The following is a 21,622-nucleotide window of genomic DNA, read 5'->3' as shown; positions in this document are numbered from 1 at the left end:
CGATCTCGACACTCATGCAAGGGGTGAGGGCAGGGGCACCGGATGCCGGGACCCCGGCCGCACGCCCCGCTTCAGCGCTCGCGCGGCGGCGCCGTCGTCCCGCGCGCGACCAGACGCGTCGGAAGCTCGACGTGCGTGGCCGGCAGCTCCTCACCGGCGAGCAGCGCCAGCACGATGCGCACGGCTTCAGCGCCCAAGCGCTTCATGGGTTGGCGCACCGTCGTGAGAGCGGGTTGGGCGCGGGCGGCCTCGGGCACGTCGTCGAAGCCGACCACCGAGAGGTCGTCGGGCACGCGGAGACCACGTTCGCCGGCGACCTCGACGATCGACAGGGCCGAGAGGTCGTTCGCCGCGAATACCGCGGTGGGCGGGTCGGGCAATGCGAGCATCGCGTGCGCAGCCTCGCGGGCGACGTCGTGCTCGTACCGTCCGTCGCCCACGAGCGCGGGATCGAACGGGATGCCGGCGGCCGCGAGCCCCGCGCGGTATCCCGATGCGCGGGCCACCGCCGAACGCAGATCGGGGCGACCGGCGATGAAACCGATGCGGCGGTGGCCGAGTTGCACGAGGTAGTGCACCGCCTGCTGAGCTCCGGTGAAGCTGTCGGATTCGACGGTGGGCACGTCGCCGCGTCCGGTGTGCGGATCGATCGCGACGATCGGCACGTCGCTCGAGACGTTGACCACCGTGGGGGTGACGATGATCGCCGCGTCGATGAGCGTTCCGCTGAGTCGACTCAGGGAGCGGCGCTCCCAGCCCTCGCCGTCGCGACGGGCTCCGGTGTACGCGAGCAGGTCGTAACCGGTGTCGGACAGGGCCCCCGCGACACCCTTGAGGATCTCCGCCGAGAACGGCTCGATGTCGGCCACCAGCACACCGATCACTCCCGTGCGGCGCGAGCGCATGCTGCTGGCCACGAGGCTCGACTCGTAGCCGAGGGTCTTCACCGCGTCGAGCACGCGGCCCACGGTCTCGGGCGAGACGCCGTAACGGCCGTTCACGGCCTTCGACACCGTGGCCACCGAGACCCCGGCCGCCGCGGCGACGTCGTGGATGGTGGTTCGCCTCGTCATGGCATCCGACCCTAGCGTGGAAATCATTTTCGAAAACGTTTGACGACGAAGCGGGCTCCGGGCGACACTGCTGACACCTCGGCGGGCAGCAGACCCCGAGAAGCGCACGAACGGCAGAGCAGCCGCACACACCGACGCGCCCCGCGGCGCACCTCGACGAAGAGAAACGGGCATCACATGAACACGCGCAAGATCCTCGCCGGAGCGGCCCTCGCCGTCGCCGGCACCCTCGCGCTCGGCGGTTGCGCCGCAGGCGGCGGCAGCGGCCAGAACGCCGACGGCAGCGTCACCCTGACGCTCTGGCACAACTCCACGACCGGCGACGGCAAGAAGTACTGGGAAGACACCGCGGCCGCGTTCGAGGCGGCGAACCCGGGCGTCACCGTCGAGATCCAGGCCGTGCAGAACGAGGAGATGGACGGCAAGCTCCAGACCGCCCTGAACTCGGGCGACGCCCCCGACCTGTTCATGGCCCGCGGCGGCGGCAAGCTCGCCGACATCGTCACCGCCGGCCAGGCGATGGACCTGACCGACAAGATCTCGGCTGACGCGAAGACGGCCCTCGGCTCGTCGCTGTCGGCGTTCGAGATCGACGGCAAGAACTACGGCATGCCGGTCGCCGTGCTGCCCTCCGGCATCTTCACCTCGCAAGACCTGCTCACGGCCGCCGGTGTCACCTCGGCGCCGACGACCATCGACGAGCTCGAGGCGGCCAACGCCAAGATCAAGGCGACCGGGGTGGCCCCGATCGCCGTCGGCGCCAAGGACGCCTGGCCCGCCGCCCACTGGTACTACAACTTCGCGCTGCGCGCCTGCTCGAAGGACGTGCTCGACTCCGCCGCCGCGAGCCGCAGCTTCGACGACCCGTGCTGGCTGAAGGCCGGCGAAGACCTGCAGTCGTTCCTCGCGACGCAGCCCTTCAACGACGGCTTCCTCACCACCGCGGCCCAGCAGGGCGCCGGTTCGTCGGCGGGTCTCCTGGCCAACCACCAGGCCGCCATGGAACTCATGGGCGCCTGGGACCCGGGCGTGATCGCCTCGCTCACCCCCGACGAGCAGCCCCTGGCCGACCTCGGCTGGTTCCCCTTCCCCGAGGTCTCGGGCGGCGACGGCGAACCCGGCGCCATGATGGGCGGCGTCGACGGCTACTCGTGCTGGGTCAACGCTCCCGCGCAGTGCACCGACTTCTTGAACTTCCTCGTCAACAAGGAGAACCAGGAAGCGTACGCGAAGGCCTTCCAGACCCTTCCCGCCTCGAGCGAGGCCGAGGGAGCGGTGACGACCCCCGCGCTGAAGTCGGTGCTCGAGGCCTATTCGAAGGCGCCCTACGTCTCGGTGTGGCTCGACACCCTCTACGGCCAGAACGTCGGCAACGCGCTGAACGTCGCCGTCGTCGACATGTTCGCCGGCAAGGGCTCGCCGCAGGGCATCGTCGACGCCGTCAACGCCGCAGCCTCGCGCTGAGGACACCGCTCATGACCACGCAGCTCGCCGCTTCGGCGACCGACGCCGGGTCTCGCCGCCCGGCCGGGGAGGGTGCGCACCGCACCCCCTCGGCCGGGCGGCCGCCCGCGCGGCGGCGGCTCGAGAACTGGCGCATCCGCGGCGAACTCGCGATCCTCCTGGGCCCCGCCCTGGTGGTGTTCGTGTCGTTCGTCATCCTCCCCGTCGCCCTGGCCGCGTACTACGGCTTCTACAAGTGGTCGGGCTTCGGCACTCCCGTCGACTTCGTCGGCATCCGCAACTACGTCACGATCCTCACCGATCCCGCGTTCCACGAGGCGCTCGGCCACAACGCCTTCATCGTGATCGGCTCGCTCGTGCTGCAGGGGCCGCTCGCCCTCGGGCTCGCGCTGCTGCTGAACCGCAAGATGCGGGCGCAGTCGCTCATCCGCGTGCTCATCTTCGTGCCGTACGTCATCTCCGAGGTCGTCGTCGGTCTCGGCTGGGGCCTCATGCTGCAGTCGGGCGGCGCGCTCAACGGGGCGCTCGAGAAGATCGGGCTCGGCGCCCTCCGCGCCGATTGGATCTCCGACCCGGCGTTGGCGATCTGGACGCTGCTGATCATCATCACGTGGAAGTACATCGGCTTCGCGGTGATCCTCTTCCTCGCCGGACTCCAGGGCATCCCCGAAGAGCTCAGCGAGGCCGCCGCGATCGACGGCGCCTCGTACTGGCAGATCCAGCGCCACATCGTGCTGCCGCTGATGGGTCCGACGATCCGCATCTGGGCGTTCCTGTCGATCATCGGCTCGCTGCAGTTGTTCGACCTCGTCTGGATCATCTGGGGCCAGTACGTCGCCTCGACCGCCGGCACCTCGACCATGGCCACCTACATGGTCGCCAACGGCCGCAACGCGGGCAGCTTCGGCTACGGCAGCGCCGTGGCCGTGGTGATGTTCCTCATCTCGCTCGCCGTCGCGCTCATCTACCAGCGTTTCGTGCTGCGGCGCGACACCGCCGGCGCCCTCACCGGAGGTTCCGAATGACTGCCACCGCCACCCTCGTGGCCCCCAAGGCCCCGCGCTCGACGCTGCGCTCCCCCGCCGGGGCGAAGCGCTCCAGCTCGATCGTCGTCGGCTTCGTCGCCCTGTTGCTGATCGGCATGATGCTGGCCCCGGTGGTCTACATCATCCTCGGCGGCTTCCGCTCGAACGCCGAGATCACCGTCGACCCGGCCGGCTTCCCGACCACCTGGAACTGGCAGAACTACGCCGATGTGCTCGCCAGCCCCATCTTCTGGGGCCAGGTCGGCAACTCCGCGATCGCGGCGATCGCCACCACGGTCTTCGTCGTCGCCCTCGGCTTGATGGCCGCGTACGCCCTGGCGCGCTACCGCTTCCGCGGCCGCGGCGCGGTCTTCGCGCTGTTCACCGCCGGCCTGATGTTCCCGATGACGGTCGCCATCACCCCGCTGTACATCCTCGTGCGCAACCTCGGCCTGATGAACTCACTCGCGGGCGTCATCGTGCCGCAGATCGCCTTCGCCCTGCCGCTGACGATCATCATCCTGTCGCCCTTCCTCGCGGCCATCCCGAAAGAGCTGCAGGAAGCCGCCTCGATCGACGGGCTCGGCCGCCTCGGGTTCTTCTGGCGCATGGTGCTGCCTCTCGCCGTCCCCGCGGTGGTGACCGTCGGCATCCTGGCCTTCGTCAACAGCTGGAACTCGTACATGCTCCCGCTGTTCATCCTCAACAACGAGGCCGCCTTCACGCTGCCTCTCGGAACGCAGGCGTTCGCCTCCCAGTACTCCGTCGACACCGCGCGCGTGCTCGCATTCACCTCGCTGTCGATGATCCCCGCTCTGCTGTTCTTCAGCGTGTTCGAGCGTCGGATCGTCGGCGGCCTCACCGGCGCCGTGAAGGGCTGACCCACCATGACCATCCACAACACCGACGTCGGCGCTGCCCTCGCCAGCGGGGTGTCCCCTCGCGTGCAGGCGCTCGTGGCCGAGATGACCCTCGACGAGAAGCTCGCGCAGCTCGTGGGGTACTGGGTCGACCAGGGCGATGAGGTCGTCGCCCCGCTCTCGGGGGAGAAGGTCACCACCACCGCCTATGCGGATGCCACCGTGCACGGCCTCGGCCACCTCACCCGCGTCTACGGCACCCGGCCGGTCGACCCGGTCGAGCGCGCCGAGTGGCTCTGGGGCGAGCAGCGGCGACTCCAGGCCGAGACGCGCCTGGGCATCCCCGCCCTCGTGCATGAGGAATGCCTCACGGGCTTCGCGGCCTGGCAGGCGGCGACCTTCCCGACGCCCCTCGCCTGGGGCGCGTCGTTCGATCCGGATGCCGTGGAAGCCATGGCATCCGCGATCGGTCGCTCGATGCGCGACCTCGGGGTGCACCAGGGCCTCTCGCCCGTGCTCGACGTCGTGCGCGACGCCCGGTGGGGACGCGTCGACGAGTGCATCGCCGAAGACCCGTACGTGGTCGGCACGATCGGCACGGCCTACGTGCGCGGACTTCAAGACTCGGGGGTGCACGCCACGCTGAAGCACTTCGCGGGGTACTCCGCCTCGCGGGCCGGGCGCAATCACGCGCCCGTGTCGGCCGGACGCCGCGAGCTGCAGGACGTGTTCCTGCCGCCGTTCGAGATGGCCGTGCGCGACGGCGGCGCACGCAGCGTCATGAACTCGTACACCGAGATCGACGGGGTGCCGGTGGCCTCTTCGCACGAGCTGCTGACCGATCTCCTGCGGCGGCAGTGGGGCTTCGACGGCACCGTCGTGTCGGACTACTTCGCGGTGGAGTTCCTCCGCTCGATGCACGGGATCGCCGCCGACCGCGGCGAGGCCGCTCAGCTCGCGCTCGAGGCGGGCATCGATGTCGAGCTCCCCGGCCCCGACGCCTATCCGTTCCTGGCCGAGCGGGTGGCATCCGGTGCTCTTCCCGAAGCCGTCGTCGACCGCGCCGTCGCGCGCGTGCTCGCCGAGAAGGAAGACCTCGGGCTGCTGGATGCCGACTTCTCCGCACCCCCGCAGAGCATCGACCTCGACGACGCCGGGCATCGCGCCCTCGCGCGTCGACTCGCCGAGGAATCGGCCGTGCTGCTGCGAAACGACGGCGTCCTCCCCCTCGCCGCCGGAACGCGGATCGCCGTCATCGGACCGAACGGCGACAGCGCCGAGGCGCTGATGGGCTGCTATTCGTTCGCCAACCACGTGCTCGCGCACCACCCCGGAACCCCGATGGGCTTCGAGATCCCGACGGTCCGCGAGGCACTCGTCGAGCGGTTCGGCGAGGTCTCCTACACCCGCGGATGCGAGGTGGAGGGGACGGACCTCTCGGGTCTGGAGGCCGCGGTGTCCGCCGCCCGCGACGCCGAGGTCGCGATCGTCGTCGTCGGCGACCGGTCCGGACTCTTCGGCCGTGGAACGGTCGGCGAGGGCAACGACGCCGACTCCCTCGAGCTGCCCGGCGTGCAGCGACAGCTCGTCGAGGCTGTCATCGCGACCGGCACGCCCGTCGTGCTCGTGCTGCTGACCGGTCGACCCTATGCCCTGGGCTGGGCGCTCGACGTCGCCGCGGGACCGGCAGCGGTGCTGCAGGCGTTCTTCCCCGGCGAGGAGGGCGGGCCCGCGCTGGCCGCGCTGCTCGCCGGAGACGCCACCCCCTCGGGGCGTCTGCCCGTCTCGCTCCCCCGCTCCGCCGGTGCGCAGCCCTACTCCTACCTCCACCCCCTGCTGGGCGGGCCGTCAGGCGTCACGAGCACCGACCCCACCCCCGTGCGCCCGTTCGGATTCGGGTTGTCGTACACGACCTTCGAGAGGGGGGAGCTACGGGTGGACGGAGTCACGGCGACCCACGCGCGCCGCGACGCCGGTGTGCCGGCATCCGGAATCTCCGCCGAGGCGCGCGCCGGCGATGCGTTCACCGTCTCGGCCCGCGTAACGAACACCGGAGCCGTGTGCGGCGCCGACGTCGTGCAGATCTACGCGCATCGTGCTGTTGCGACCGTCACGCGCCCCGTCGCGCAGCTCGTGGCGTACGCGCGTGTGGAACTCGATCCCGGCGAGAGCGCCGACGTGCGCTTCACCGTGCCCGCATCGCGTCTTGCCTACAGCGATCGTGCGCTGCGACGTGTGGTCGAGGCGGGCGAGGTGGAGCTACGGCTCGGGCCGTCGTGCGCGGCGGTCGACGAGTCGGTGACGCTGCGGATCACCGGGCCGGCGTACGAGCTGGGCATCGATGACGCGCGGATCGTCGAGGTGGACGTGCGGAGGGGGTGAGGCCGGGTTCGGCGCGAAACGGAGCACGACGTTTCGCGCCGAACCCGGAAACCCGGCTGCCGGTGACGGTCGCGCAGTCCTCTGTATCAGCTGGTGCGGTCGAGGATGAGTTGCGTCGCTTCGCGGGGGGCGTCCCATTGCGGGAAATGGCCGCACCGTTCGAACCAGTGGAGCGAGGCGTCGGGGAACAGTCGCGTGGCGCGATCGGCCTGTTTCGGCACCGTCACGAGGTCGCGCCGACCCCACCCGATGGTGACCCGGCCGGGTGCCGTGCCTGCGGGGGCGCCCTGTTGCAGCGGGCCTTTCGTGAGGGCGTCCATGGCGTCTCCGACCGAGGGGGAATCGGCCAGTCCGCGCACGTCCGCCAGCACGGTTTCCCGCGAAAGAGCCCAGGGTCGCGTTGACAGCTGCGCCAGGAGCAGCGTCCGCCCGACGGGGTTGCCGAGCAGGGCCGGCAGCGTGCCGCGCAATGCTCGGACCAGCGCGATCGACGGCCGCAGCGTGGCGGCGAAGACGGCACGCTCACGGGGACTCCAGAAGCCGCCGGGGTCCAACGCCACGGTGTCTGCGCCGACTCCCCTCCGCGCGAGCTCGAGCACGATTCGGCCGCCCATCGACTGCCCGACGGTGGAGACCCCATCCAGCCCCTGCTCGCGGATGAAGTCCGCGACGGAGTCGGTCAACGTGGCGATGGAAACGTCACCGGACAGCGGCGGTGTCTGACCGAACCCCGGCAGATCGACGGCGATGACCTCACGGTGCCGGGCCAGGTCGTCGAGGATCGGGGCCCAGGATCGCCAGCCCGCGCCCAAGCCGTGCACCAGCAGCAGCGGGCTGCCCGTCCCTCGTCGAATATGGTTCAGCGTCACACTGGCAACGTTAAGCCGGGCGCCTTCTCGAATACACGGCGGCCCGGATGATTGCGGCGGTCGGCACGGAGGCGTATAAGCGGGGAGTGCGCGAGCCGATGAAGCTCCGAGATGCGCTCGATCATGCTCGCGTCACGGCCGGCGCACAGCGCGTGGTCGACGTCGAGGTGCGGCGAGGCTGACTCTCGACGCAGCGGAGAACCACCGCTCGAACGTCCAGAACACCCGGACGGATTCTCGGGCCCTCCGGGTGTTCTGGACTCTGGACCGGCCCCGGGCGGGGCGGGGACCTCAGCCGGCGGGACCGCTCAGGACGTCGACGGCGGCGGAACCGACCACGTCCTCGATGATCGTGCCCCGTACGGCCACGGCAGGCAGGTCGTCGGGGGCGGGGCGAAAAGGTCGCCCTGGAAGACGGTGAAGCTTGCGCTGCGCCCGGGGGCGATCGCCCTCTCGTCCACCCCGGCAGTCCGCGCCGCAGAGAGCGTGTACGCCGTGAGGACCTCTGCCCGTGTCAGCCGCTGCGACGGCACCACCGCGCCTATATCGACCGCGCCCACCCGCCGTCGCATCTCAGCGATCGCGATGATCTCCCGCGGGTCGAAGGGCCCGATGGGCCAGTCGGAACCGATGGCCACGATGGTTCCGGCGTCGAGGAGATCTTCGAGTGCGACAGTGCGGGCGAGTCGAAATGTAACACCGGCGATCGCGGTCGTCTCCGGCACTGCCGACGACCCGGCGCCGCGTTAGCGTTGACCCACGCCATCGACGCCGCGAGAGGACCGGATGACGCTGCACGACGAGACCACGCCCCCGGATGCCGCCGCGCTCGCGCACCCCGTCTCCGGCGGGGCCGCCGCGGGCTCGCGCCACGCGCGCGCCGTCGGCAACCTCGCCTCGCGCGTCTACCCCGACGGGGACGACGCCCGGGCCGATCCGTGGTCGATCGACCTCGAGCGCATCCAGTTCTCGCCGTACTTCTCGCGACTCTCGGCCGTGACGCAGGTCGTCTCGCCGTCGATGGGCGGGGCCCCGGTGCACAACCGCCTTACCCACACGCTCAAGGTCAGCGCGATCGCCCGTGTCGTCGCGCTGCAGCTGAACACCCGCTCACGCCAGGCCGGAGAGGGCGACGTCTGCAACGCCACCGTCGTCGAGGCCGCGGCCTACGCGCACGACCTCGGGCACCCGCCGTTCGGCCACCTCGGCGAGACCACCCTCGACAGGCTCGCCCGCGACGAGCTGGGCCTCGCCGACGGATTCGAGGGCAACGCGCAGACCTACCGCATCCTCACCGCGCTCGACGTGGTCGAGAACGCCCCGCGCGGACTCAATCTCACGGCCGCCGTCCGTGCCGCCTCGGCCAAGTACCCGTGGGCTCCGTCGGTCGGCGCGGCCGACATCGAGCGGATCGGCCCGCCCCGTGGCATCCGCCGCTCCCCCGACGGCGCGTACCGCGTGCACAAGTACTCCGCGTACGACATCGACCTCGACGACCTCGCCGAAGCGCGTCAGGGCGTCGATGCCGAGCCACTGCGCCAGAGCATCGAGGGCGCGGTGATGGACCTCGCCGACGACATCGCCTACTCGGTGCACGACGTCGACGACTTCTATCGCGCCGGCATCCTCGACCACGCCCCGATCGCGGCGGAGTTCCGCGGCTGGCTCGACGACGTGCTCGAGTGGCGTTCGCGCGACGATGCCGAGGTGCGCGCCGAGCTCGCCCCCGGGGCCGGTCTCGAGCGCCTGCGCCGCAAGATGCGTCGCGACGACCCCTGGATCGCCGACGATGAGGCCTTCCTCGCCGCGGTCAGCGACGTGGATGCCGAGATGGTCACCGACCTGCTCGCGCGCCCGTTCGACGGGTCGCTGACGGCCGAGCGCCGGCTTGCCGGGTTCACGGATCGGTGGATCCGCCGCTTCCAGGAGTCGGCGCGTCTGCGGCCCCTCGACACCCCGCGCGCCGGGCCCGTCGTGCTCTCGCCCTGGGCCTGGCACCACGTCGAGGTGTTGAAATTCGTGCACAAACGGTTCGTGCTCAGCCGCCCCGACCTGGCGATCCAGCAACGCGGCATGAGCCGCATCCTCGCCCGATCGGTGCGCGCGCTCGGTGAGTGGCTCGACGACGACCTCGACCGCGCCCGCACGCCGCGGCGCCTGCGTGAGCTCATCGCGCTGGCCCGCGAGCAGTACGCGCAGCTGCCCGCCGAGCGCCGCCCGACGGATGCCGAGGCCGAGACCCTCGCGCGCTCCCGCGGCATCGTCGACTACATCGCGTCGCTGACCGACGCGCAGGCCTTCGCCCTGTCGGAGGCGATCTCGGGTCGCGCCGACCGGCTGTGGGCGCTGGGGCAGCGGCTGTGACCGAGATGCACGCGGAGAAGGTGCTCTTCGACCGACCACTGCATGTGCACTACGGCTTCATCTGGCTGCATCCCGAGGAACGCTTCGGTGAGATCGTTTCGGGCAGCCCGTTCGCCGGACAGCAGAACGGGCTCTGCGGCGCAGCGATTCCGGGGCTCCTGGATCTGCGGACGGGGCTGCACACCGGCGCAGTTCCCGTACGCGTCGTGCTGGTCGACAGTGAGCCCCCGCTCAGTGAAGCGGAGGACGTCGTCGAGGTGTCCTTCCGCCCCGACCAGCGGGTGTTGTGGTTCGGGGGTTTCGACGACGGCGACGAGATCACGCTCCCGGTCATGTCGTACCGCGCACGGTGGTCGGCGACCGCGATGGATGCCGGCCGTGACGCCGACACCGTCCTCGAAGAGGAGGCCGCGCCCGACCGCTACGAACTCTGCTTCTGGCCGGATGCCGACACTCGCCCCGACCAGATCGTGCGGCTCGGGAGCAAGACCGCCGCGTACTGGCACAGCACGACGACGACCACCGACGACCCTGAGAGCTGACGGCACCTGCAACCACGGGTCGCCACGGCCAGCTCGGGACCGTGGGTCAGCGCCTGTGGCTCAGGGGATGAGGCGCGCCGCGCGGTAACGCCCGAAGAGCTTCGTGAACGAGTCGCGCGTGCGGTGATGCTCGGTGAACCCCGCGAGGCGGCTCTTCGACATGTCGGTCATGACCTCGATGTCGCGCCCGAGATCGGCATCGGTGTGCCACCACGAGGCGACGCGCGTGATGCCGGGTTCGACGAGTCCGTGCTGCTCGACGATCTCGGCCCACACCGGCGCCGCATCGGCCATCTGCTGTTCGAACGGGCGCGGGGCGGTGTCGAATCCCTCCGCCTCGACACCCAGGTCTGCCGCGATGCGCGGCCACATCCAGCGCCACCGGAAGACGTCGCCGTTCGCGGTGTTGAACGCCTCATCCGCGCCCTCGGGGTGCGTGGCCGCCCAGACCATCTGGCTGGCCAGCAGGTCGGCATCAGTGACGTCGGTGAGGCCGTTCCACTGGGTCTCGCTGCCCGGGAAGACGAGCGGCCGGCCCGTGTGACGGCTGATCGCGGCGGCGACGGCGATCGTGAGCCCCATGTTCATCGCGTTGCCGACGGCATGGCCGAGAACCGTGTGCGAACGGTGCACCGACCACGTGAAGCCCTGACGGCGGGCGGCCGCGAAGAGCTCGTCCTCCTGCGCGTAGTAGAAGTTGTCGACGTCGAGTCGCGGCTCGTCCTCGTGGAACGGGGTGTCGGGCATCTCGCCCTGGCCGTACGCCTCGAAGGGTCCGAGGTAGTGCTTCAACCCGGTCATCAGGGCGACGTGACGCACCGGTGCGTCGGAGAGCGCCGCGAGCAGGTCACGGACCATGCCGCCGTTGACGGCGATGTTCTCGGCCTCGGTGTCCTGCCGCGACCACGCCGTGAAGAACACGTGCGTGACGGGCAGGTCGCGCAGCGCCGCGCGCAGCGACTCGGGCGAGCGCAGGTCGGCCGACCGCCACTCGACACCCGGACGCTCCGCACCCGGCCGACGGGAAAGGCCGGTCACCGCCCATCCCTCGTCGGACAGTCGGTCGATCAGCGCGCCGCCGGCGATACCGGTCGCGCCGACCACGAGGGCGTGTGCGGATGCAGTCAAAACGGGGGTCCCATCGATCGAGGTGAACGAACGGAAACCGTGCGAGGTCGAAGCGTATTCCTCGGCCGGGCTTCGGCCCGGCGCCGACGACAGGTCCCCCAGCGCACCGGACGCCCCCGCACCCATGTCCCGAAAAGTGCGGGCTGAACACCCCGCGAACCGCACAATCTGGGACACACCCCGACCGAAATGGGGACGAGCACCCCCGCACCGGATGCCAGGGCATCCACGTCCCGAGAGATGCAGATCGAACCATACGACAACGTGCCCCGGACCCTCGGCGGCCCACCGCCGCCCCGGGTCCGGGGCACGATCCGCTCGTCGAGGCGATAGGGAGGCCTCGTCGGGCGAGAGCGCGTCTCGAGAGAGCGGGACGCGCGCGTACCGCGTCACCCCGGGGCAGTGCGGCTCCCGGGGCGACGGGTCTTACAGGCCCTGGGCCAGGCGGTAGTACGCCTGGTTCCAGCGCAGTTCACTCTGGAAACCGCGGACCGTGGTGTCGTCGTCGATCACGACGAGCTCGGTCTTGGCGATCTCCGCGAAGTCGCGGAACACCTCGATGCCCACGGCCGTCGTCATGACGGTGTGGTGGGCGGCGCCGGCGGCGAGCCAGCAGCCGGCCGAGGTCGCGAAGTCGGGCGCGGGCTTCCACACCGCGCGGCCCACGGGGAGCTTCGGAAGGTCGGGCGCGTCGACGTTCTCGACGACGTTGGCCACCAGACGGAAGCGGTCGCGCATGTCGCTCATCGCGACGACCAGCGCGGGGCCGGCGTCGGCGGTGAAGACCAGACGCACCGGGTCGTCCTTGCCGCCGATGCCCAGCTCGTGGATCTCGAGGCGCGGCTTCTTGGTGGTCAGCGAGGGCGAGACCTCGAGCATGTGCGCCCCGAGGATGCGCTCGTTGCCGGGGACGAGGTCGTAGGTGTAGTCCTCCATGAGCGAGGCGCCGCCGCGCAGGCCCGCGCCCATGACGTTGGCGACGCGCACGAGGATCGCGGTCTTCCAGTCGCCCTCGGCGCCGAAGCCGTAGCCCTCGGCCATCAGGCGCTGCACCGCGAGACCGGGCAGCTGCTTCAGCGCGCCGAGGTCTTCGAACGAGGTGGTGAAGGCGCCGAAGCCGCCCTCCTCAAGGAACGAACGCAGGCCCAGCTCGATCGCCGCGCCGTCGCGCAGCGACTGGTGACGCGCGCCGCCGGGGAGGAGTTCGTCGACCACGTCGTAGCTGTCGACGTACTCCTGCACGAGGGCGTCGATGTCGGCATCCGATGCCTTCTCCACAGCCTCGACCAGCTCGTTCACGCCCCAGGTGTTGACCTGCACGCCGAAGCGCAGCTCGGCCTCGGTCTTGTCGCCCTCGGTGACGGCGACGTAGCGCATGTTGTCGCCGAAGCGCGCGAGCTTGAGGGTACGGGCGGCGGTCCAGCCGGCGGCAGCGCGCTCCCAGTCCTCGATCTGCTGGCGCACGACCGGGTTCGACACGTGGCCGACGACCGTCTTGCGAGAGACGCCGAGGCGCGTCTGGATGTACCCGAACTCGCGGTCGCCGTGGGCGGCCTGGTTGAGGTTCATGAAGTCGAAGTCGATGTCGTTCCACGGCAGCTCGACGTTGGCCTGCGTGTGCAGGTGCAGCAGCGGCTTCTGCAGGGCGTCGAGGCCGGCGATCCACATCTTCGCGGGGCTGAAGGTGTGCATCCACGCGATGACGCCGATGACGTCGTCGCGACCGTTGATCTCGAGCGCCATGCGGCGGATGCTGTCGGAGTCCTTCAGCACGGGCTTCCAGACGACCTTCACCGGCAGGCCGTTCAGGCCTTCGACGACGGCCTGCGACTGCTCGGCGACCTGCGTGAGCGTCTCTTCGCCGTAGAGGTTCTGGCTGCCGGTGACGAACCAGACCTCGTAGCCGTCGAGGTCGTTCTTGAGCTTCGTGCGCGTCATGTTTCTTCCTGTCGTTTTCAGAGGGATGCCACGGCGGCGGCCTCGACGGCGAGGCCTGCGCGGTAGCGGTCGAGGTAGGACGAGAAACCGGCCACGTCGGCGGGTTCGGGGTCGGCGATGACGATCGGGGCGGTGGCGAACACCGTCTCGCGCAGCCACGTGTCGAGGTCGCGACCGGAGTCGTCGGCGACGTAGGCGGCCAGCACGGCCATGCCCCACGCCCCGCCCTCCGACGCCGTCTCGGCCACCGCGACGGGGGCGTCGAGGGCGGCGGCGAGGAAGCGCTGGGCGACGCCGGCCGTGCGGAACATGCCGCCGTGCGCGTACATCTTGTCGAGCTGCACGCCCTCGCCGTGGAGTACGTCCATGCCGAGCGCGAGGGTGCCGAACACGCCGTAGAGCTGCGCGCGCATGAAGTTCGGCAGCGTCAGGCGGCTGTCGGGGGTGCGCACGACGAGCGGTCGGCCCTCGTCGAGACCCGCGATGGGCTCGCCCGCGAGGTGGTTGTAGGCCAGCAGTCCGCCGGCGTCGGCCTCGCCGTTCAGCGCCGCCTCGAACAGCGCCGCGTAGGTGGCATCCGGGGTCACCGGGGTGCCGGCGGCGGCGGCGAATGCGGTGAACATGTTCGCCCACGCGGCCAGCTCGCTCGCACCGTTGTTGCAGTGCACCATCGCGACCGCATCACCCGCCGGCGTCGTGACGAGATCGAGCTCGTGGTGCACCTCGGTGAGCGGGCGTTCGAGCACGACCATCGCGAAGATGCTCGTGCCGGCGCTGACGTTTCCGGTGCGGGGAGCCACGGCGCAGGTCGCGACCATGCCGGTGCCCGCGTCGCCCTCGGGGGGAGCGAACGGGATGCCGGGGCGCAGGGTCCCGCTCGGGTCGAGCAGCGTCGCGCCCTCGTCGGTCAGCGCGCCGGCGGCGGTGCCGGCCACGAGCACGCGCGGCAGCAGGTCGTTCAGCGCGGGCACGCGACCTGCGGCGAGCGCGTCGTAGCGCGCGACGAGCTCGGCGTCGTAGTCGCGGGTGGCGGAGTCGATGGGGAACATGCCCGAGGCATCGCCCACGCCGAGCACCTTCTCGCCGGTGAGCTTCCCGTGCACGTACCCGGCGAGGGTGGTGAGGAAGCGGATCTCGCGCACGTGCGGCTCGGCGTCGACGACGGCCTGATGCAGGTGCGCGATCGACCAGCGGAGCGGGATGTTCACGCCCAGCAGCTCGGTGAGCTCGGCGGCGGCGACACTGGTGTTGGTGTTGCGCCACGTGCGGAAGGGCGCGAGCAGCTCGCCGTCGGCGTCGAACGCGAGGTAGCCGTGCATCATCGCCGAGACACCCATCGCGGCGTAGCGCTCGGGGGCGACGCCGAAGCGCTGCTGCACGTCGGCGATCAGTGCCGCGTAGGCGGACTGCAGGCCCGACCACACGGCATCCAGCGAGTAGGTCCACAGCTTGTCGGCGTAGACGTTCTCCCACTCGTGGGAGCCGGTGGCGAGCACCTCGGTGTCGGGGCCGATCAGGCACGCCTTGATGCGGGTGGAGCCGAGCTCGATCCCGAGGCTGGCGCGGCCTTCTTCGAGCAGTGCAGTGATCTGCGCGTTCATCGGCGGTCGTCCGTGCTCTGTCCGTAGACGTTCTGGTAGCGGTTGTAGAGGGCGTCGATCTTGTCCTGTGGGATCGGGATGAGAGGACCCGCCTCGCGCGCGATGTGCACGGTGCGGGCGACGTCTTCGAGCATGACGGCGGCCTTCACGGCGTCCTTCGCGTTCGTGCCGATCGTGAAGGGGCCGTGGTTCTGCATGATCACGCCGCGCGAGCGGTGTCCGCGCAGGGTCTCGACGATGCCGCGGCCGATCGAGTCGTCGCCGATGATGGCGAAGGGACCGACGGGGATCGGGCCGCCGAACTCGTCGGCCATCGCGGTGATGACGCAGGGGATCTCCTCGCCGCGGGCGGCCCAGGCGACGCCGTAGGTGGAGTGCGTGTGCACGACCCCGCCGACCTCGGGCATGTTCCGGTACACGTAGGCGTGCGCCGCGGTGTCGCTCGAGGGGCTGCGCTCAGAGCCGGGGGTGCCGGGGATCGCGTTGCCGTCGAGGTCGCAGAGGATCATGTTCTCGGGGGCCAGGTCGTCGTACGAGACGCCCGAGGGCTTGATGACGAACAGGTCGGCGCCGGGAACGCGGCCCGAGACGTTGCCGCCGGTCCAGACGATGAGGTTGTAGCGCACGAGCTCGGCGTGCAGTTTCGCGACGTCGGCGCGGACGGCGTCGATCGCCTCCTGCACCTCGGGTGCGAACGTGGCGGCAGCGGACACGCGTGTCTCCTTCGACGGGGTCGGGTGGGGCCGGGTTTGATGTTACCGGTAACATCGCGTCTTGGCGAGGGGCGGATGTCGGCGGCCGGGCTGACCCCGAGAGCGGCCGTGCAGCGACGTCAGTGCAGAACTCCGGAGATCCACGCCGCCGGTTCCGGTCGAACGCTGAGGTCGCCGGGCTGCGGAAGCCGCGCCGGCGGGTTCTTCCGGAGTTCGGCCCGGGGGCCGACCGCTCAGCGCGGCGAGGCCGTCGACGTGCGAACCACCAGCACCGGTTCGGCCGGGGGCGCCGACGACTCGCCCATCACGGCCGCGACCGCGTGCGCGGCCTCGCCCTCCACATCGAGGCGCACGGTCGTGAGTGCGGGGGTGTAGAACGCGGCATCCGGATTGTCATCGAATCCCGCGATCGAGACATCGGCCGGCACCGCGAGCCCCCGGGCGGTGAGCCCCCCGATGAGACCGAGAGCCATCTGGTCGTTGGCGACGGCGACGGCCGTGACCCCCTCGCGCACGCGGGCGGCGACGGCCTCGGAGAGCGCGAAGCCGGATGCCGCGCTCCAGTCGCCCTCCGCGCGATCGACAAGCTCGAGGTCGAGGCGGGCGACGGCGTCTGCGACCCCCGCCGTGCGGGCGAGGGATTCGCGCCAGTCGGAGGGACCGGCGACCTCGATGATCCGACGGTGTCCGAGGTCGGCGAGGTGTTCGACGACGAGCGCGGCCGCGTCGCGCTGGCGGGCCCCGGACTCGCCGTACAGCGGCACGATCGGCACGTCGAAACCGTCGAGGGCGGTGGCGCCGTGGGCGGCGACCAGCACGATGCCGTCGACTCCCTGATCGAGCAGGTGGCGCACGGCGGCGTCGATGTCGGCCGGGTCGTCGGAGTCGGTGTACGCGGTGGAGATCCACCGACCCCGCGCCCGCGCGGCCCGTTCGAGGGCGGCGATGCCGGCGGCGGGTCCATGCAGGACGGCGTCGGATGCCACGACCCCGACCGTGCGCGTGAGGCTCGTGCCCAGCGCACGGGCGGCGTTGTTGACCCGATAGTCGAGGGTGGCCACCGCGTCGAGCACGCGCTCGCGGGTCGCTTCGCGGATGCCCGGATACCCGTTGAGCACGCGAGAGACGGTCTGCGTCGAGACCCCCGCGGCGGCGGCGACCTCGCGCACGCCGATGCGCTTGCCCCCGACCTCGCCGCTCATGGTGACTCACAGTAGCGGGGGACGCACCTCCTCCGAGCGGGGCGGGGTGCGAGAGCCGACACGTGAAGGTCACCCCGCCCCCCGAACAGCCGAATGCCCCGGTCCTGTGGGGTGGACCGGGACATTCGGGGCCGGTCACTCGAAGTTGCGGTGGCGGGCGACGAGGTCGTGGAACTTCGCTCCCGTGCGACGCACGAGCATGAGGTAAAGCACGTCCCAGAAGATCCAGAGCGACTGCTCGAACAGGCTCCCCATCGCCTGAATCGTAGGCACGAGGCCGCTGGGGTCTTCGGCGCCGTAGGTGTGGGCCGGGACTGTGAGGACGATATCGGCGAGCTGAGCGGTCAGGCCGTCCGGCACGGCAGTGGCGACCAAGAGCGTCGCCCCGGTCTTCTTCACCTGTTCGGCGATGTAGTGCAGGTGCGGGATGTTCGCCGGCCCCGAGGGCATGATGAACAGATCGTCCGCGGTCACGGCGGGGGTGGTGTCGTCCCATCCCCAGTGCACGGTCTTGCCGAAGTGCGTCAGCCGCATCGCGAAGGCCTTGGAGCCGAGTCCCTCCCGCCCGATCCCGAGCACGAAGATGCGCTGGTGCGTCTCCAGGGCGTCGAGGGCGGCCCCGAGATTCTGCTCCGGGACGCGGCTGAACACCTCCCCGAGCTCCGCGACGACGGTCGAGCTGATCTCCTGGAATTCCGACATGAACGGTCCTTTCTTTCGTCCGCGGGGTCAGTGCGTGTTCGTCCGGCCGCCCCAGCGACCGACGAGCAGGGCGAGGAGGATGACCGCGCCGTAGACGGCGTTGATCCAGAAGGTGGGCACGCCGGCCAGGGTCAGGACGTTCGTCAGAGTACCCAGCAGCAGCACGCCCAGGAGCGCGCCGACGATCCGACCCTGTCCGCCGTTGAGCTGCACGCCGCCGATGACGGCCGCGGCCAGGGCGCTGAAGATGAGGTTGTCGCCCATGCCGCTGGTGACCGACGCGAGACGCCCGGCGAGCATGAGACCGGCGAAGGCGGCGAGCGCGCTGGCCACGACGAACGCGGTGATGAGCACGGCGTCCACCCGGATGCCGGCGGCCCGGGCCGCGTCGGCGTTCCCGCCGATCGCGTAGAGCGCACGACCCCAGGCGGTGTAGCGCAGCACGAGGGCGGCGACGAGGAACAGGATGCCGGTGATCCAGATTGCGGCGGGGATGCCGACCCAGCGAGCCGAGCCCACGTAGCGGAAGGCCTCGGGGAGGCCGGCGAGGGTCTTCCCCTGGCTGACGCCGAGCGTGATGCCGCGCAAGAGGATCAGCATCGCCAACGTCACGATGAAGGGATCGAGTTTGACCTTCACCACGAGGAAGCCGTTGATCAACCCGATCACGACACCGATCGCCAGGGTGACGAGGATCGCGAAACCGGGACCGATCTCGGATCCGAGTCCGCCCGTCACCGCGGGCACCATCAGCCATGCGGCGACCATCGGGGCGAGGCCCACGGTCGACTCCAGCGAGATGTCGAGCTTGCCGGTGATGAGGATGAACGTCAGACCGATGACGACGATCCCGAGCTCGGCGGACTGACGCAGGATCAGCGTGAGGTTGGCGGCGGAGAGGAACGCGGGGCTGACGACGGCTCCGACGATCGCGACGATGATGAGGCCCGGCAGGACGCTCAGCTCGCGCACGTTCTTCACGACGGAGCGCACCACGGGGTTCGGGGCGCTGACGGGGGTTCTGACGACGGTGGTTCGCACGGTGTTCACTCCAGGCCTTCGATGGCTCGAACGATGTCTTCTTCGGTGGGGTCGGCGAGTTCGGACGAGATCCGTCCCTCGCGCATGATCAGGACGCGGGGGCTGACGAGCAGCTCCTCGACGTCGTCGGAGATGAGGATGACCGCGACACCGTCGGCGAGGGCTCGCAGCATCAGGGCGTAGATGGCGTCCTTCGCCGCGATGTCGACACCCGCGGTGGGCGAGATGAGCACCAGCACACGCGGGGATCGCGCGAGGGCGCGGGCGAGCACGACCTTCTGCTGGTTCCCCCCGCTCAGTCCGGACACGGCGAGGCGAGGGTCCGGCGGGACGAGGGCCACGTCGTCGATAAGCGTCCGCGACATCTCGGTCTGCGCGCGCGGCGAGAAGAAGCCCCGCGGCGCCAGCTGGTCCATGACGCCCATCGTCGTGTTCTCGGCAACGCTCAGCTGCGGGACGTAGCCGTCCTTGTGCCGGTCGGCCGGGACGAATCCGATGCCGGCCCGCTGACTCGCCTTCACGTCTCCCGTGCGGATGGGCTCCCCGGCGACGACGATCTCTCCGCCGCCGAGGGACCGGAGTCCCGCGATGGCCTCGCCGACCGAGTACTTACCCGACCCGCCCACGCCGCCGATGGCGATCAGCTCGCCCGGGGCGACCGAGAGGCTGACGTCCGTGAACGCCCCCTCGCGATCCGTGGCGCCGCGCAGCTGCACGGCGGGTCGTGCGTCGAGGGCCGGGGCGGCGTTCTCGGCGCGGTGCCGACGCTGCTCCTGGCCGGCGAGGAGCGCGTCGACGAGGTCGTCGGAGCGGATCTCGTCACCCACGCGCGACCAGAGCAGTTTGCCGTCGCGCAGGACGGTCGCCGAATCGCAGATCGCGGTGACCTCCCGGAGGAAGTGGGAGACGAAGACGAAGGTGACGCCGGCCTCCTGCAGTTCCTGCACCTTATCGAACAGCCGCCGGATGGCCGCGCCCTCGAGCTGGACCGTGGGCTCGTCGAGCAGAACGATGCGCGTGCCCGCCTCGAGCGCCTTCGCGATCGTGAGCATCTGGCGCTCCTCGATCGGGGCGTCCGCGAGCAGCAGCTTGGGGTCGAGACGGATGTTCCACGCGTCGAGGATCCGCTCGGCCTCGGACTGCATCTTCGTCCACGACACGCGCGCTCCCGTGGTGGGCAGACGCCCCGCGAAGAGGTTCTCCGCGATGGTGAGGTTCGCGAAGACCGAGGGCCGCTGGTAGACGCAGGCGACACGCTGCTGCCAGGCTTTCGGATCGGATGCCGGGGGAGCGGCCTCCCCGAAGAAGCTCACCGTCCCGGTGTCGGGCGTCTCGAGGCCCGTGATCATGCGCAACAGGGTGGACTTGCCCGCGCCGTTGCGTCCGATCAGGCCGTGGACCTGGCCGGGGAGGATCGAGACGGAGACGTCTTGGAGGGCCTTGGTCGCACCATAGGTCTTGCTCACGCCGTCGATGCGGATGGCAGGCACGGTGGTCGTAAGGGTGGTCATGACGTCTCCGTCTCGCTGGGGTGATGGCCGGATTACTTGCTGACGCCGAACGCGTCGAGGGCGAACTGCTTGTTGCCCCAGAGGTTCGGGTCCTCGACGTTGTCCTTGGTCACGACGGGCGTGGGCAGCAGGTCGACGAGGTTGCCGTTACGCTCCTCGATCGTGCTGCCGTGATCGGTCGCCCCCGCCTGGAACGTCTCGCCCTTGATGGCGCGGGTGAGGTAGTCGACGCCGTAGTCGATGTAGTCGGTCATGGGCTGGGCGACGGCGGCATCCAGCCATCCGTCGCGGATCGCGTTCATCGCCATCGGGCTGGCGTCGACCGAGACCTGCACGATGTGGCCCGACTGCCCCGCGGGCACGAGCTTGCCGGCCGACTGGAGCGTGTCGAGAATCGTCGGGAAGAAGGTGGCGTCGCTCTGGTTGTAGATGCCCGCGACGTTGCCGTACTGGTTCAGCGCGGTCTCGATTCCGGATGCCGCCTTCGCGGGGTCCCACTCGGTGGCGACGTTCACGAGCTTGACGCCCGGGTACTTCGACGCCATGCAGTCGTTGAACCCGTTCGTGCGGTCGCGACCGTTCGAGGTGACCGGGTCGCCGTCGAGGGTGACGACGACAGCGTCGGCGGCGACGCGCTTGCCCATCTCCTCGCAGGCGAGCTCGCCCATCTGCACGTTGTCGGCGCGCACGATCATGGCGATCTTGCCGGAGGCGGGAGCTTCGTCGATGGCGACGATCGGAACGCTCGAGTCGTTGGCGTACTCGATGGCCGGGACGATCGCGTCGGCGTCGCCGACCGAGATGACCAGGCCCTTGGCGCCCTTGTTGATGAGCGTCTGGATGTCGGTGATCTGCTGTGCGGCGTCGCGGTCGGCGTTGGTCGCCGGGATGGTGGCGTAGCCGAGCTCGGCGAAGCGCTCCATGGAGCCGACGTTCTCGGCGTTCTGGAACGGGTCGGTGTGCGGCTGCGAGTAGCTCAGCGGGGTGTCGGCCGGCTCGCCGGCGCCGGAGCCGGCGTCGCCGGATGCACCTCCCGCGCATCCGGCGAGCAGCAGCGCGCCGGCGCCGAGGAGGGCGAGTCCGGTGATGGGTGAAGTTCGCATGCGTACTTCCTCTCTGAAGTGCAGAAGCCTCTGGGGTAGATGGCGGTTTCGCTGTACAGGACCGAAGCCCTGCCCGTATCGTACGTCTTGTACGTACAGAATGT

General features: G+C 70.3%; 18 protein-coding genes. 6 read left to right on the top strand and 12 right to left on the bottom strand.

Annotation, left to right across the window (positions count from 1 at the left end):
• Positions 1–71: 71 nt before the first annotated feature.
• A complete protein-coding gene (locus tag LPW41_RS12240) occupies positions 72–1,073 on the bottom strand; it encodes a LacI family DNA-binding transcriptional regulator (protein WP_144832211.1) in 1,002 nt (333 codons plus the stop codon).
• Positions 1,074–1,250: 177 nt separating this feature from the next.
• On the opposite strand from LPW41_RS12240, the gene LPW41_RS12235 reads away from it, so the two are divergent.
• From LPW41_RS12235 to LPW41_RS12220, 4 genes are read left to right on the top strand one after another with little or no spacing between them, the layout of a single operon-like run.
• Complete coding sequence (locus tag LPW41_RS12235) at positions 1,251–2,537, top strand: extracellular solute-binding protein (protein ID WP_144832208.1); 1,287 nt, start codon at positions 1,251–1,253, stop codon at positions 2,535–2,537.
• Between the two features lie 11 nt (positions 2,538–2,548).
• On the top strand, positions 2,549–3,562 hold the full coding sequence (locus LPW41_RS12230; RefSeq protein WP_144832205.1) for a carbohydrate ABC transporter permease: 1,014 nt from the start codon (positions 2,549–2,551) through the stop codon (positions 3,560–3,562).
• Positions 3,559–4,443: a carbohydrate ABC transporter permease gene (locus tag LPW41_RS12225; protein ID WP_230704992.1), complete on the top strand. Its 885-nt coding sequence runs from the start codon at positions 3,559–3,561 to the stop codon at positions 4,441–4,443. The genes LPW41_RS12230 and LPW41_RS12225 overlap by 4 nt, the downstream gene beginning before the upstream one ends.
• Before the next feature lie 6 nt (positions 4,444–4,449).
• Positions 4,450–6,804 (top strand): glycoside hydrolase family 3 N-terminal domain-containing protein, encoded by a 2,355-nt coding sequence (locus LPW41_RS12220; RefSeq protein WP_230704991.1) that lies wholly within the window; start codon positions 4,450–4,452, stop codon positions 6,802–6,804.
• A gap of 86 nt (positions 6,805–6,890) precedes the next feature.
• Here LPW41_RS12220 and LPW41_RS12215 read toward each other — a convergent pair whose 3' ends face one another.
• Together LPW41_RS12215 and LPW41_RS12210 are read right to left on the bottom strand one after the other, a co-directional pair.
• Positions 6,891–7,673: an alpha/beta fold hydrolase gene (locus LPW41_RS12215; RefSeq protein WP_056224106.1), complete on the bottom strand. Its 783-nt coding sequence runs from the start codon at positions 7,671–7,673 to the stop codon at positions 6,891–6,893.
• A gap of 308 nt (positions 7,674–7,981) precedes the next feature.
• Positions 7,982–8,398, bottom strand: coding sequence for an amidohydrolase family protein (locus tag LPW41_RS12210; protein WP_230704990.1), 417 nt, complete (start codon positions 8,396–8,398; stop codon positions 7,982–7,984).
• Positions 8,399–8,459: 61 nt separating this feature from the next.
• Between LPW41_RS12210 and LPW41_RS12205 the strand changes: the two genes are divergently transcribed.
• Positions 8,460–10,037, top strand: a complete 1,578-nt coding sequence (locus LPW41_RS12205; RefSeq protein WP_230704989.1) for a deoxyguanosinetriphosphate triphosphohydrolase family protein — start codon at positions 8,460–8,462, stop codon at positions 10,035–10,037.
• Positions 10,034–10,579, top strand: a complete 546-nt coding sequence (locus tag LPW41_RS12200) for a hypothetical protein (RefSeq protein WP_144832193.1) — start codon at positions 10,034–10,036, stop codon at positions 10,577–10,579. The genes LPW41_RS12205 and LPW41_RS12200 overlap by 4 nt, the downstream gene beginning before the upstream one ends.
• A gap of 60 nt (positions 10,580–10,639) precedes the next feature.
• Here LPW41_RS12200 and LPW41_RS12195 read toward each other — a convergent pair whose 3' ends face one another.
• From LPW41_RS12195 to LPW41_RS12155, 9 genes are all read right to left on the bottom strand, one after another.
• Positions 10,640–11,707, bottom strand: coding sequence for an SDR family oxidoreductase (locus LPW41_RS12195; RefSeq protein WP_230704988.1), 1,068 nt, complete (start codon positions 11,705–11,707; stop codon positions 10,640–10,642).
• 426 nt (positions 11,708–12,133) lie between these two features.
• Complete coding sequence (gene araA / locus LPW41_RS12190; RefSeq protein ID WP_230704987.1) at positions 12,134–13,645, bottom strand: L-arabinose isomerase; 1,512 nt, start codon at positions 13,643–13,645, stop codon at positions 12,134–12,136.
• A 17-nt stretch (positions 13,646–13,662) separates the two neighbouring features.
• Positions 13,663–15,246, bottom strand: coding sequence for a xylulokinase (locus LPW41_RS12185; protein WP_230704986.1), 1,584 nt, complete (start codon positions 15,244–15,246; stop codon positions 13,663–13,665).
• On the bottom strand, positions 15,243–15,959 hold the full coding sequence (locus tag LPW41_RS12180) for an L-ribulose-5-phosphate 4-epimerase (RefSeq protein ID WP_144785930.1): 717 nt from the start codon (positions 15,957–15,959) through the stop codon (positions 15,243–15,245). The genes LPW41_RS12185 and LPW41_RS12180 overlap by 4 nt, the downstream gene beginning before the upstream one ends.
• A 233-nt stretch (positions 15,960–16,192) precedes the next feature.
• Positions 16,193–17,161 carry a LacI family DNA-binding transcriptional regulator gene (locus LPW41_RS12175; RefSeq protein WP_230704985.1) on the bottom strand — a complete coding sequence of 323 codons (969 nt, stop codon included), beginning with the start codon at positions 17,159–17,161 and terminating at the stop codon, positions 16,193–16,195.
• A gap of 135 nt (positions 17,162–17,296) precedes the next feature.
• Positions 17,297–17,863, bottom strand: coding sequence for an SIS domain-containing protein (locus tag LPW41_RS12170; protein ID WP_230704984.1), 567 nt, complete (start codon positions 17,861–17,863; stop codon positions 17,297–17,299).
• A gap of 27 nt (positions 17,864–17,890) precedes the next feature.
• Positions 17,891–18,913, bottom strand: a complete 1,023-nt coding sequence (locus LPW41_RS12165; RefSeq protein WP_230704983.1) for an ABC transporter permease — start codon at positions 18,911–18,913, stop codon at positions 17,891–17,893.
• Entirely contained in the window at positions 18,910–20,415 is a 1,506-nt protein-coding gene (locus LPW41_RS12160) for a sugar ABC transporter ATP-binding protein (protein WP_230704982.1), read from the bottom strand. The genes LPW41_RS12165 and LPW41_RS12160 overlap by 4 nt, the downstream gene beginning before the upstream one ends.
• A 32-nt stretch (positions 20,416–20,447) precedes the next feature.
• Complete coding sequence (locus LPW41_RS12155; protein ID WP_230704981.1) at positions 20,448–21,518, bottom strand: sugar ABC transporter substrate-binding protein; 1,071 nt, start codon at positions 21,516–21,518, stop codon at positions 20,448–20,450.
• Positions 21,519–21,622: the final 104 nt, after the last annotated feature.

It is taken from the genome of Microbacterium sp. JC 701 (genome assembly GCF_021026215.1).
In the GTDB taxonomy this organism is placed as follows: domain Bacteria; phylum Actinomycetota; class Actinomycetes; order Actinomycetales; family Microbacteriaceae; genus Microbacterium; species Microbacterium algihabitans.
This window is presented reverse-complemented; position numbering and strand designations above follow the sequence as displayed.

What these genes read in the sequence shown, in the direction of transcription:
- LPW41_RS12235 (WP_144832208.1), top strand. Translation starts at nt 1,251, where the DNA reads ATGAACACGCGCAAGATCCTCGCCGGAGCGGCCCTCGCCGTCGCCGGC.
- LPW41_RS12225 (WP_230704992.1), top strand. Translation starts at nt 3,559, where the DNA reads ATGACTGCCACCGCCACCCTCGTGGCCCCCAAGGCCCCGCGCTCGACG.
- LPW41_RS12185 (WP_230704986.1), bottom strand. Translation starts at nt 15,246, where the DNA reads ATGAACGCGCAGATCACTGCACTGCTCGAAGAAGGCCGCGCCAGCCTC.
- LPW41_RS12240 (WP_144832211.1), bottom strand. Translation starts at nt 1,073, where the DNA reads ATGACGAGGCGAACCACCATCCACGACGTCGCCGCGGCGGCCGGGGTC.
- LPW41_RS12175 (WP_230704985.1), bottom strand. Translation starts at nt 17,161, where the DNA reads ATGAGCGGCGAGGTCGGGGGCAAGCGCATCGGCGTGCGCGAGGTCGCC.
- LPW41_RS12230 (WP_144832205.1), top strand. Translation starts at nt 2,549, where the DNA reads ATGACCACGCAGCTCGCCGCTTCGGCGACCGACGCCGGGTCTCGCCGC.
- araA (WP_230704987.1), bottom strand. Translation starts at nt 13,645, where the DNA reads ATGACGCGCACGAAGCTCAAGAACGACCTCGACGGCTACGAGGTCTGG.
- LPW41_RS12205 (WP_230704989.1), top strand. Translation starts at nt 8,460, where the DNA reads ATGACGCTGCACGACGAGACCACGCCCCCGGATGCCGCCGCGCTCGCG.
- LPW41_RS12155 (WP_230704981.1), bottom strand. Translation starts at nt 21,518, where the DNA reads ATGCGAACTTCACCCATCACCGGACTCGCCCTCCTCGGCGCCGGCGCG.
- LPW41_RS12170 (WP_230704984.1), bottom strand. Translation starts at nt 17,863, where the DNA reads ATGTCGGAATTCCAGGAGATCAGCTCGACCGTCGTCGCGGAGCTCGGG.
- LPW41_RS12160 (WP_230704982.1), bottom strand. Translation starts at nt 20,415, where the DNA reads ATGACCACCCTTACGACCACCGTGCCTGCCATCCGCATCGACGGCGTG.
- LPW41_RS12220 (WP_230704991.1), top strand. Translation starts at nt 4,450, where the DNA reads ATGACCATCCACAACACCGACGTCGGCGCTGCCCTCGCCAGCGGGGTG.